The organism is Enterococcus songbeiensis (assembly GCF_005405265.1).
Classification (GTDB): Bacteria; Bacillota; Bacilli; order Lactobacillales; family Enterococcaceae; genus Enterococcus_C; species Enterococcus_C songbeiensis.
Map to the genome: position 1 here is coordinate 172116 of NZ_BJDS01000007.1, position 11158 is coordinate 183273.

Sequence of the window (11158 nt, forward strand, 5' to 3'; positions counted from 1 at the left end):
ATTAAGAAAGGCTGAATCCTGTGAAAAAGATTCTCGTAGATGTAAAACAACTGCTTTCTTTGGAACAAACTTGGTTTACACGAGATCTAACTCTTGGTTTTTTGTATCTTATGTTGTTTTTGTTCCGTCGCAGTGCCGGCTTTCTCACTACTTGGCAAGGGTTGGAAGAAACGCTGGGTTTATTTAGTCCCAACCAAACTGGGGCAGCATCCTATTTGCTCTTTGTTGATTTGCTGCGGGGAGGGGCATATATTTTATTGTTTGCCTTTTTTCTTGGAATTTTGTTTTTTGAAGGATACCGCGTCCTATTCCGTCAGCAACAACGACTGGAATTCTTCGAGGTTAGTCAAAAATTCCCCTATCTTTCCTTGTTTTTTATTTTTATCCGTTCATTGTTGCTGGGTGGATTGGCAATTTTTCTAGCACAACTTCTGACGCAACGATTCTTAACCAATCTGGGAAATTTGACCAATTTAAAAGATGCGGTGCTGGCTTATCCCCTCAATAATTTTCCAGATTGGCTGCTTTTAGCTGCCGTTGGTTTGGCTGAACTTACCGGAGAAGTAAAAATGCAGTTTTTTCCATCAAAAAAGACGCAGACATTGATTATTAAGTAGAAAATTTTATGGTAGGCTTTTAATAGAGAAGAGGAGTGGATCATTATGAAAAAAATCGGTTTTATTGGCGCCGGAAATATGGCACGAGCAATCATCGAAGGCTTGATTCAGGCGAAGCTTTATTCTGCAAATGAAATTTTAGTCTATAACCATCGCTATGAACCGACTTTAGCCAAGCTAGTAACAGATTTACAAATTACCCCGATAAAACAGCGGGAAGATTTAGCAAAACAGGCAGAAATCATAGTACTAGCAGTTAAGCCACATTTGATTTTGGAACAATTAACTGCCATCAAAAAAGAGGTCGCAGAAAAAATTATTGTTTCGATTGCGGCGGGTGTGACCATTAAACAAATGGAAGATGTACTCGGCAAGGAACAAAAAATCGTACGGGTCATGCCAAATACACCTGCTTTAGTTGGAGCAGGTATGTCCTCCGTTTCAGTCAACGGTTTGGTCACAGAACAAGATGCACAGGCAGTTTTGACACTATTTTCTAGTTTTGGGCGCGCAGAATTACTGGATGAATCTTTGATTCCAGCAGTTATCGGTGTCAGTGGTTCTTCACCAGCCTATACCTACATGTTTATCGAGGCTTTGGCAGACGGCGGTGTGCTAGAAGGCTTGCCTCGATCGGTTGCCTACGAATTAGCAGCACAGGCAGTTTTTGGGGCGGCAAAGATGTTGCTGGATACCCGCAAGCATCCTGGAGAACTTAAAGATATGGTTACTTCTCCCGGTGGAACAACGATTGCTGCGGTCAAGGAATTAGAAGATAAACAACTGCGTTCAGCAGTCATCAATGCGGTTCATATTGCCGCAGCAAAAGATCGTGAGCTAAGCAATCATTAATTAAGACGGAGGTCAAATATGTTATTAATACGTCAGGCAAATGTTTACACCCCAGATTTTATCGGTAAAAAAGATCTTTTGGTCAGCAATCAAAAAATCATCAAAATTGCAGACCAGATCACAACGGATTTATCAGAATTTGCTGTCACGGAAATCGACGGAAGAGGAAAAGCCGCTGTTCCCGGATTTATCGATTGTCATTTCCATATTCTTGGCGGGGGCGGAGAAGGCGGTTTTCAAAACCGAACACCGGAAGTTACCCTCAGTCAATTGACAACAGCCGGCGTGACGACAGTCGTTGGGTGTTTAGGCACCGATGGAGAAGGACGTGACATGGTAGCCTTGATCAGTAAAGCAAGAGGCTTGGAAGCAGAAGGTATCACAACCTTCGTCTATGAAGGCTCCTATCGTTTGCCGGTCAAAACTGTCAGTAATTCTCTCATTCGTGACTTTTTGACTATTGATAAAGTCATCGGGATTGGTGAAATCGCCATTTCTGATCATCGTTCCTCACAACCTTCCTTTGAGGAATTCACCCGTGCTGTGGCGGACGCCCGAGTAGGTGGCATGTTATCAGGAAAAGCCGGAATCATCAATGTTCATCTAGGAGGCGGTAAACGAAAATTGGAATTGATCGAACGCACAATTGCGGAAACAGAAATTCCCATTACTCAATTTTTACCCACCCATGCGAATCGGACGGAGGAACTCTTTGAAGCTTGTCTGCAATTCGCCAAAAAAGGTGGCGTGATTGATTTTACCGCCAGTGAAGATCCTGATTTCTGGGAGAAAACCGATGGTGAGATTCGTTTTAGTAAAGGTCTGAAACGGTTACTGGCAGAAGGAATTTCTTTAGACAACTTTACAATGACCTCTGACGGTCAAGGAAGCTTGCCATATTTCAATGAAAAAAATGAATTGATTGGCTTGGGAATTGGCAGTTCGAAGGCGCTTATGGTAGGAATAAAAGAAGCGGTGCAAGTGGAAAATATTCCGTTGGAAACCGCACTGAGAGCAATTACCATCAATCCGGCAAAACTATTGAAATTGACTGATAAAGGACAGCTTCAAGAAGGATTTGACGGAGATATTTGTCTGTTGGACGAAGAAACATTAGTCGTTGAAACGGTTATCGCTAAAGGACAAGTAATGGTAGAAAACCAAACGGTCAAAGTTTGGGGAACCTTTGAACAAACGATTGGATAAACAAAAAGCAAAAAGGTCGCGGGTGAAATAATCCGCGGCTTTTTTTGCTTTTAAGGGCTTCTTAAGGTTGCTGCGTAAAATAAAAGACAATCTAAGAAAAGCGCAGGTGAAGAACCATGAAACCGATTCTATTAATACCAATCTATGAACCGACGAAAAAAACCGTCCTTTTTATCAACGAATTGATTCGAGAAATTTCCAGTGAGCTGGTCATTGTTGACGATGGTAGCGGCGGGGCATATAGGATGGTTTTTGATCAAATGCGTCACCCGCGGATTCATTTTATCAGTTATCCTTACAACAAGGGCAAAGGACACGCCCTTAAAACCGGCTTACGCTATATTTTTGATTCCTTTCCAGAGGCTGTTGGTATCGTTACAGCGGATGGAGACGGACAGCACAGTATTGCCGACATTCAGCGCCTATTGAAAGAAGTACCTCAATTGAGACCCCGCGAAATTTTATTGGGCGTTCGCAATTTTTCATATAAGGAAACACCTTTTCGTAGTTTTTTCAGCAATCGGCTGACCAGCGGCTTTTATTTTCTTGCATCCGGAATTCGTCTGCAGGACACTCAAACTGGTTTACGAGGCTTTTCTTTTGCCAGTATTCCGGATCTCGTAAGAATTTCCGGTGAACGGTTTGAATATGAGATTAACCAACTTTTGGAATTACCTATGGAAAACTACCAAATTAAAACACTGTCCATCGAAACGATTTATGAAGACAAGAACAAGCAATCTCATTTTCGTCCGTTGCAGGATTCGTTTCTCGTTTATCAACCTTTACTGAGGTTTCTTTTTTCATCTGTTACGTCATCTTTTGTTGACCTAAGTCTCTTTTACGGATTAGTGTTACTGTTTGGCAGTGAGAATCCGCAAACGCTGTTAGTTGCAACCTTGATTGCCCGCTTATTATCAGGACTGTATAACTATCGGATTAATCGACAATTCGTTTTCCAAAAACAAAAAGACACGCATTCCTTCTTTAAATATGGAATTTTATTTACCGCACAGCTCTTTTTTAGCTGGTTAGGGGTATCCACCTTGTCGATTTTTATTGGATCAATTTTATTTTGCAAATTAATCGTCGATATCACCCTGTTTTTTGCCAGTTTTGCTATTCAACGCCGCTTAGTTTTTAAAGGAGGGGAGAGAGAATGAAGCATTTTTTCAAAAAACCATTTTTGTGGGCGAGTATCTATGGCTTACTTCTTTCCGGCAGTGCCGCCTATATTTTATTAAAAACTTTCGTCTTACCGGAAGTCATTGCGGTGACCGTCACAACTGAAAGTTCCCGTACTAGCACCAGTAACACAGAAAGCACAACGGACTCCAGTCGTGAAGCAACGATCACTGATACAAGTTATCAAGACGAAAATATTCAAATAACCATTACTTCCGAACGGGTAAATGACACAACCGTCTACTTGGCAGATGTACAAGTCAGTGATTCCAGCTATCTCAAAACTGCTCTGGCCAATAATGCCTATGGCCGCAACATCAAGGAAACAACTTCGGCGATGGCTGAGGAAAATCAAGCGATTTTGGCAATCAATGGGGATTACTATGGTTTTCGAGACACCGGCTATGTTTTACGCAACGGTACGCTTTATCGAGACACTCAAAGTGAGGATGCGGACAAACAAGATCTGGTAATCGATGAAAACGGGAATTTTTCAATCATCAAAGAAGCCGATACGACTGCTCAAGAATTGGTCGATGCAGGAGCGCAACAAGTATTGTCTTTTGGCCCTTCCTTGGTAGAAAACGGGGAAGTTGTTGTGGATGAAAACGATGAAGTTTCTCAATCTATGGGCAGCAATCCCAGAACTGCTATCGCTCAAGTGGGAGAAAATCATTATTTATTGGTAGTTTCAGAAGGACGAACCGATGACAGTGCCGGGCTGAGTTTAAGCCAATTGGCTGAAGTCTTGCAAAAGCATGGTGCACAGACCGCTTATAACCTTGATGGCGGTGGGTCGACCACCATGTATTTCAACGGAGAAGTTGTCAATCAAACCGTTGGTGGCACCGGTAACTCGGAACGTTCTGTCAGCGATATTTTGTATATCGGTTAGGAGGAACAACATGAATCGAAAAAAAACAATTTACACCTATCTTGCAATCACCGGCTTTCTTTTTCTTTTTCAACTTATTTACCATTCCTTTGGTCACGGCATCATCTCATCCTCGTTGCAATGGGTCTGGCTGGTACCTCTTATCGGTGGGAGTGGAGTGATTCTTTTTTCAAAAATTTTAGGAACCTTAAAAAATCGCTTTGCGTTTAATCTGTATAATTCTGGCCTAGCCAGTTACGTTGTTGGGATGATTCTAAAAGGCATTTTGGAAATCTCCGGTGCAACTTCCAACTACCTTTTTCTTTATACTGCAGTAGGAACGGTGCTACTGGGAATCAGCCTTTTTCTTTTTATTGGTAATCGACTAATGAACACAGAATTTTAAGTTTATCCTCCTATTAAGCTAGCTTTAAGTTAGCTTCGTTAAAATTATCCCATCGTAAGAACAAAGCAATCAGCTTTTTGGCTGACGGTGAAAAATCTCAAGAATCAGGAGGAGACAGCTATGAAATTAAAAAAGGTGTTCCAACGTAAAGAAACCAAGTATTTATTAACTCGTGGACAATTTGAACCATTTTTTCAAGAATTGACTAAACAAATGGAAGTGGACGAATTCGGCAAACACACAATTTTATCTTTATATTTTGATACGAAAGATTTTCAATTTATTCAAAAATCAATGGAAAAACCTAAATACAAAGAAAAATTCCGAGTCCGCAGCTATGGCGTACCTCAGGAAGACTGCCTCGTCTTTCTGGAAATCAAGAAAAAGGTCAAAGGCATTGTGTACAAACGGCGCTTGCCCATTCCCTACAGCGAGTATTGCCAGTGGTTGGCTACCGGCAAATTTACTACAAATGGCGCCTCACAAATTGCACAAGAAATTACGTGGCTGTTTTCCCGCCACGCTGATTTACAACCAAAAACCTTGATAGCCTACGATCGACTGTCACTTTTTGGAAAAGAAGAGGAAGATTTTCGGGTAACTTTTGATCAAAACATCCGCTACCGCACACAGGAATTAGTTTTAGAAAAAGGCAGCAACGGTGAATTGGTTGCACCAGAAATCGATGTTTTGATGGAAGTAAAAGCGCTAGGAGCTTACCCAATCTGGTTTGTGGAATTGTTGAACAACTACGGAGTTCGCAAAGGGAGTTTTTCAAAATACGCAGAAACCTTTAAACGTCATTTATTTGTAAGAAACAAGGAGGAAATCACACATGTTGTCTAGTTTATTCGAATCCGGTACCAGTATCCAGTGGAGTGATCTGCTGATTTGTATTCTTGTCTCACTTGCCTTAGGCCAGTTAGTGGCTCGCGTGCATATGGTCCGCAATGTTTATACCAAAAGCTTTGTCGTAACACTGGCAGTTTTGCCGGTTTTAGTACAATCCGTGATTATGCTGGTCAACGGGAATCTAGGAACCGGTCTGGCAGTTGTCGGAGCCTTCAGTCTGATTCGCTTTCGTTCTGTTGCCGGCGGGTCCAGGGAGATCACCAGTATTTTCTGGTCAATGGGAATTGGGATTGCCACCGGGATGGGGTATGTCATCTATAGTGTGATTTTTTCTTGTATCGTTGCTGTATTCTTGATTCTTTTGCATCTCTTTCCTTTTGGAGATCGTTCAAAAGTTGCAGAACGAGAATTAAAAGTAACCATTCCGGAAGATTTGGATTATCCTGATTTATTCAATGATATTTTTGAAACCTACACTTACAGCAATAAATTAAATTCAGTTCGGACAACCACCATGGGCAGTCTTTATGAATTACGCTATATCTTACTGTTAAAAGATGAAAAAAAAGAAAAAGAATTAATTGATGCAGTTCGGATTCGCAATGGCAATCTACCAGTAGTACTGGGAAAAGTTGCGACAAATCGCGATGAATTGTAGAAAGGAGCCACTATGAAAAAGAAACTAATTTATTCCTTACTGCTTTCAAGTTTGATTTTGACGGCTTGCTCGCAACAATCTACTTCAGACAGTTCGGCAACAGAAATCACTTCTACCAGCAATAGTTCTTCAACGACAACTGCGGTCAGTACAAAAACAACAGAGTATTACGGCAATTACGAAGAAGAGGATCTCGTTACCGACTATGATGAAGCTTCCGCAACCAAGATCACTTTATCCGACGATTCGACGGTTGATGGAGAAGGCGTAACAGTTGAGGATCAAACCGTAACCATTACCAAAGCCGGTACCTACGTAATCAGCGGCTCTTTAAGCAATGGTCAGTTGGTTGTCAGTGCCGGAAAAGAAGACAAGGTTCGTTTGATTTTCGAGGATGTCTCAATCACCAATAGCGGCGGACCGGCAGTAACTATTCAAAGTGCGGAAAAAGTTGTCACTACATTGGTCAAAGGGACTACAACTACTTTAAAAGATGGATCTGACTATCAATTAGCAGCAGATGAAACAGAACCGGATGCTACTTTTTACAGTAAAGAAGATTTAGTAATCAATGGTGAAGGAACATTAAACGTTGAAGGTAATTACAGCAATGGCATTCGCAGCAAGGATGATCTTGTTTTAATTTCCGGTACCTATACGATTACTGCAAAAAATAATGCGTTGAAAGGAAAAGATGCGGTCTCCATTCGTGACGGGGAATATACTTTAACGACTACAGAAGGAGACGCTATCCAAGCCAACAACACGGAAGATACCTCGAAGGGTTACATTGCCATTGATGGCGGAACCTTTACGATTTCCAGTGGTCGTGATGGCATTCAAGCAGAAACCAATGTCAGCATCCAAAATGCCGAGATGTCCATCAAAACAGCAGACGGTGCAGCAAGCCAATCTCTTTCAACAGAAGAAAGCTATAAAGGCCTCAAAGCCGGCAGTAAGATTCTCGTATCCAGCGGTACGTACACGATTGACAGTGCGGATGATGCCCTTCACAGTAATGATACAGCAGAAATCACAGGGGGCGAATTCACGATTGCAACCGGTGATGACGGTATCCATGCGGACAATGAATTAACCATTAGTGATGGAACCCTCGCAATCAGCGAATCCTACGAAGGAATCGAAGCCAGTGTGATCGCAATCAGCGGCGGAGATATCCAAGTCACTGCCAGTGATGATGGCTTGAACGCAGGTGGTGGTAGTGATACGGATGAAGGAACCGGACAATTCGGTGCGGATTCCTTTGGCGGTGGCGGTGCTGGTGGGGATCAAGCAGATGACAGCAAGAGTCTGACCATCAGTGGTGGAACCTTAGCCGTCAATGCAGAAGGAGATGGTCTTGATAGTAATGGAAATATCACCATGTCTGGAGGAACAGTCACTGTTGACGGACCAACCAACGGCGGAAATGGCGCATTGGATTATGGTGGAACCTTTGATTTGTCAGGAGGTACGTTGATTGCTGCCGGCAGTTCAGGTATGGCACAAAATATCAGTGACAGCTCCACCCAAGCAGCAGTCGGAATTTATTTTGACAGTTCACAAGCTGCTAACACCCTTGTAAGTATTGTTGACAGTGATGGAAATACCGTTGCAACATTTAAACCAAGTAAAACTTATCAATTCGTGGCCATTTCAACACCTGAAATGACGCAAGGAAAAACCTATACCATCGTTAGCGGTGGCTCCACGGATGCACAGGATACAAATGGGCTGTATGAAACAGGAACGGAAACCAACGGAGATGAACTGGGCTCCTTTGAATTATCTGATATCGTAACAAACGTTTCCCAATCAGGTGAAATGGTTTCTGGTAGCCAAATGGGCGGCGGACCAGGCGGACATTAAGACTAAAAAAGCGACTCTCATGTGTGATGAGGGTCGCTTTTAGTCATATTTATAATAATTTTTGATAAAGCGAGTCAATGCTTGCTTATCTCTCAATGTCAATTGACCGGCTTTTTTCACTTTCAGCCGCATTCATCAGCTCAAGATTGATTTTTTCTTCTTTCGTCAAAGCAAGAGAAAAGGGGACTTCACCTTGCGCTTCAACCCGTTTGTAGAGTGCTGTAATCATGGTCGTTTGATTCAAGCCTAACGAGTCCAAAACTGCCTCTACATTGTTCGCAAGATTTCGATCGATATTTACTTGAATTTTCTTTTTCCGATCTTTTGTTTCCATATCAATCACCTCGTAGTGCTATTATCCTACCAGTAGGAGTGAATAACAACTTTCAGGAGTCCAATGTATTTTTTATTTATCCAAAAAAATGAATTTAACAGGAAATTTTATATAATCTGACTGGTACTAACGTTATACTTTAGTTAAAAGGAGGAGAAGGAGCATGTATCAAGAGGATTGGTTTACTGTTACCAAATTAAATGAGGAGACTTTTGCGATTAGTGAGTATGGGCACTGGGAAAAGGTTCACTCATTTTTGCTGATTGGAAAAACAAGCGCTGTACTGATCGATACCGGACTTGGAATCAGCAACATAAAGGAAGTAGTCTCCACACTGACTGATAAAGAAATTCTCGTACTGACAACTCATGTTCATACCGATCATATTGGCTCCCACGGTGAATTCAGTGAAATTGCTGTTCACGAAAAAGATGCTGATTGGATGGTTCACGGCATACAAGGACTAACCATCGAACAAATCAGAAAAGATATTGCCAGAGATATTACAAAACCAACGCCTAAAAACTTTAATCCGAAAAATTACCGCCCGTTTACAGGAAAACCAAGCATTTTGCTTAAAGATAATGATGTCATTTCTCTTGGAGATCGAGAGTTGCGAATTCTGCATACGCCGGGACATTCACCAGGACACATTTCTATTTTGGACGAGAAGCATCGCTTTTTATTCACTGGTGATTTATTGTACGATCAAACACCGATTTATGCATTTTATCCTTCGACAAATCCTGCAGACCTGGTAGATTCACTTGCCAGAATTTCGAAGCTGACTAACATCAGCAAAGTTTTTGGTTCTCACAATACATTGGGATTAAATCCAACGCTATTGATTGAAGCCGAACACGCTGCTAAATATTTGAGAAATCATCACTTGGATCATTTTGGTACAGGAATTCATGTGTTTAATGGATTTTCGATTAGGTTTTGATAAATTGGGGTTTGAGACGGAAGATTATATAGAAAAAGAAAGAGAGCTGCATCAACAACTCTGCCATTTCAAGAGTGACGGTTTGCTAAGTTGATTCTTTATCCTCGTTTCACTTTACCAGATGTTTCAAGGTAATTTGAAACGGACATCTTGAGTTCATCGAAATTCTGATTGCTGGTAGTAATGTTTACTATGAAGTCTACAGCCTCTTTTTGTGTGAAAGAAGTGGAGCAATCATTAATCATCAAAAAAGTGATCATTGCAACAAGGGCTGTTCGTTTATTCCCGTTATGAAAAGGATGCTTTTTTGCCAAGTTTATCGCTAATATTGCCGCCTTATCATAGAGGGTGGGATATAATTCTTCTCCGAATACGACTTGTTGTGGCTGATTTACCGCCATATCTAATGCAGCTGCATCCTTAATTCCTATCATTTCACCTTTTGAAACTTCGGTGATCACTTTTGCATTAATTTTTACAATGTCTTTGACTGTTAAAAATCTCATAGATCAACTAAATCCTTGATTGCTTGGTTGTATTGTTCCATCACGGAATCAACGATGGCGTCAACATTCACTTCCTCAGCGGCTTTTACCATTCTAACGGAACCATCGCTTTCAAAAATATAACTAATTGATCCTCCAGTATTTACTTGTAGCCAGTTTTTAACTTCTGGTGGTACGGTTGTTACATCACTATTTCCAGATTTCCGAACTTTATACTTCTTAGTTTCATTTTTCATAGTATATACACCTCCGATAGTATATACATAATTATAGTAGATACAGAGTGAAATGTAAATACAGACACACTTTTGTCTAGTTTTAAAATCATGAAGTTGACTAATATAGAAGAGATATCTAAGCTTGTATAAATATATTGGTGTGTAGATGATAACGGGATGGAGCGGGTTGTTGTGCCATTTTATAATGATGGAAGATGGGCAGCAGCAACTAAAAAGGAAGAGAAAACGGCGAAAGAAAATATCTAGAATGTTGTTGGCTATCTTTGAGTGATTGATAACCGCAACTAAAATACAATAGCTTCGTAAGTATGCCTAAAAAGAACTCTGGAAAAATTTCTACCATATCCCAAAAAATGAAAAATTTTTCTAGAGATATGTAATGCACTAATTGGCCGATAAGTAAACATCTGATTATAACTTAATAAGTTTTACATTAAATAACGTTGTATAGTTCCAATGTAGAGTTTGGTAGGGGGTAAATCATTACTAAATTTGGTCAAAAAAAAAAGACCTTTCACTATTAAAAAATCCCCCGAGAACTCCTGGATAGCAAAATAAAGCGCAACAAACCTCCACAAACTTATATTGATGCTCGTTATTTAATATGATACGAT

13 protein-coding genes are annotated in these 11158 nt (G+C 40.8%); 10 read left to right on the top strand and 3 right to left on the bottom strand.

All coding sequences use genetic code 11. The features are described from left to right. The first annotated feature begins 20 nt into the window (after positions 1-20). The 9 genes from FFM66_RS05160 (at position 21) to FFM66_RS05200 (ending at position 8519) form a co-directional block, all read left to right on the top strand. Positions 21-617 carry a hypothetical protein gene (locus tag FFM66_RS05160; RefSeq protein ID WP_137605208.1) on the top strand — a complete coding sequence of 199 codons (597 nt, stop codon included), beginning with the start codon at positions 21-23 and terminating at the stop codon, positions 615-617. Between the two features lie 45 nt (positions 618-662). After that, on the top strand, positions 663-1469 hold the full coding sequence (gene proC, locus FFM66_RS05165) for a pyrroline-5-carboxylate reductase (protein ID WP_137605209.1): 807 nt from the start codon (positions 663-665) through the stop codon (positions 1467-1469). Positions 1470-1487: 18 nt separating this feature from the next. Further along, positions 1488-2675 carry a beta-aspartyl-peptidase gene (gene iadA, locus FFM66_RS05170; protein WP_137605210.1) on the top strand — a complete coding sequence of 396 codons (1188 nt, stop codon included), beginning with the start codon at positions 1488-1490 and terminating at the stop codon, positions 2673-2675. 116 nt (positions 2676-2791) lie between these two features. After that, positions 2792-3838, top strand: coding sequence for a bifunctional glycosyltransferase family 2/GtrA family protein (locus FFM66_RS05175; protein ID WP_137605211.1), 1047 nt, complete (start codon positions 2792-2794; stop codon positions 3836-3838). Next, positions 3835-4755, top strand: coding sequence for a phosphodiester glycosidase family protein (locus tag FFM66_RS05180; RefSeq protein ID WP_137605212.1), 921 nt, complete (start codon positions 3835-3837; stop codon positions 4753-4755). The genes FFM66_RS05175 and FFM66_RS05180 overlap by 4 nt, the downstream gene beginning before the upstream one ends. Before the next feature lie 10 nt (positions 4756-4765). Next, complete coding sequence (locus tag FFM66_RS05185) at positions 4766-5140, top strand: hypothetical protein (RefSeq protein WP_048605264.1); 375 nt, start codon at positions 4766-4768, stop codon at positions 5138-5140. Between the two features lie 120 nt (positions 5141-5260). Then, on the top strand, positions 5261-5986 hold the full coding sequence (locus FFM66_RS05190; RefSeq protein WP_137605213.1) for a polyphosphate polymerase domain-containing protein: 726 nt from the start codon (positions 5261-5263) through the stop codon (positions 5984-5986). Beyond that, positions 5976-6650: a DUF4956 domain-containing protein gene (locus tag FFM66_RS05195; protein WP_137605214.1), complete on the top strand. Its 675-nt coding sequence runs from the start codon at positions 5976-5978 to the stop codon at positions 6648-6650. The genes FFM66_RS05190 and FFM66_RS05195 overlap by 11 nt, the downstream gene beginning before the upstream one ends. A 12-nt stretch (positions 6651-6662) precedes the next feature. Then, positions 6663-8519, top strand: a complete 1857-nt coding sequence (locus FFM66_RS05200; protein WP_137605215.1) for a carbohydrate-binding domain-containing protein — start codon at positions 6663-6665, stop codon at positions 8517-8519. 85 nt (positions 8520-8604) lie between these two features. On the opposite strand, the gene FFM66_RS05205 is transcribed toward FFM66_RS05200, so the two are convergent. Beyond that, complete coding sequence (locus FFM66_RS05205; protein ID WP_137605216.1) at positions 8605-8853, bottom strand: type II toxin-antitoxin system RelB/DinJ family antitoxin; 249 nt, start codon at positions 8851-8853, stop codon at positions 8605-8607. A gap of 163 nt (positions 8854-9016) precedes the next feature. On the opposite strand from FFM66_RS05205, the gene FFM66_RS05210 reads away from it, so the two are divergent. Further along, complete coding sequence (locus FFM66_RS05210) at positions 9017-9799, top strand: MBL fold metallo-hydrolase (RefSeq protein ID WP_137605217.1); 783 nt, start codon at positions 9017-9019, stop codon at positions 9797-9799. 98 nt (positions 9800-9897) lie between these two features. On the opposite strand, the gene FFM66_RS05215 is transcribed toward FFM66_RS05210, so the two are convergent. Next, positions 9898-10305 (bottom strand): type II toxin-antitoxin system death-on-curing family toxin, encoded by a 408-nt coding sequence (locus FFM66_RS05215; RefSeq protein WP_048605270.1) that lies wholly within the window; start codon positions 10303-10305, stop codon positions 9898-9900. Beyond that, positions 10302-10541, bottom strand: a complete 240-nt coding sequence (locus FFM66_RS05220) for an AbrB/MazE/SpoVT family DNA-binding domain-containing protein (protein ID WP_048605271.1) — start codon at positions 10539-10541, stop codon at positions 10302-10304. Before FFM66_RS05220 ends, FFM66_RS05215 begins: the two co-directional genes overlap by 4 nt. Positions 10542-11158 lie beyond the last annotated feature (617 nt).

Coding starts and splice junctions, on each gene's coding strand:
- proC (WP_137605209.1), top strand. CDS start 663: ATGAAAAAAATCGGTTTTATTGGCGCCGGAAATATGGCACGAGCAATC.
- iadA (WP_137605210.1), top strand. CDS start 1,488: ATGTTATTAATACGTCAGGCAAATGTTTACACCCCAGATTTTATCGGT.
- FFM66_RS05175 (WP_137605211.1), top strand. CDS start 2,792: ATGAAACCGATTCTATTAATACCAATCTATGAACCGACGAAAAAAACC.
- FFM66_RS05180 (WP_137605212.1), top strand. CDS start 3,835: ATGAAGCATTTTTTCAAAAAACCATTTTTGTGGGCGAGTATCTATGGC.
- FFM66_RS05185 (WP_048605264.1), top strand. CDS start 4,766: ATGAATCGAAAAAAAACAATTTACACCTATCTTGCAATCACCGGCTTT.
- FFM66_RS05190 (WP_137605213.1), top strand. CDS start 5,261: ATGAAATTAAAAAAGGTGTTCCAACGTAAAGAAACCAAGTATTTATTA.
- FFM66_RS05195 (WP_137605214.1), top strand. CDS start 5,976: ATGTTGTCTAGTTTATTCGAATCCGGTACCAGTATCCAGTGGAGTGAT.
- FFM66_RS05200 (WP_137605215.1), top strand. CDS start 6,663: ATGAAAAAGAAACTAATTTATTCCTTACTGCTTTCAAGTTTGATTTTG.
- FFM66_RS05205 (WP_137605216.1), bottom strand. CDS start 8,853: ATGGAAACAAAAGATCGGAAAAAGAAAATTCAAGTAAATATCGATCGA.
- FFM66_RS05210 (WP_137605217.1), top strand. CDS start 9,017: ATGTATCAAGAGGATTGGTTTACTGTTACCAAATTAAATGAGGAGACT.
- FFM66_RS05215 (WP_048605270.1), bottom strand. CDS start 10,305: ATGAGATTTTTAACAGTCAAAGACATTGTAAAAATTAATGCAAAAGTG.
- FFM66_RS05220 (WP_048605271.1), bottom strand. CDS start 10,541: ATGAAAAATGAAACTAAGAAGTATAAAGTTCGGAAATCTGGAAATAGT.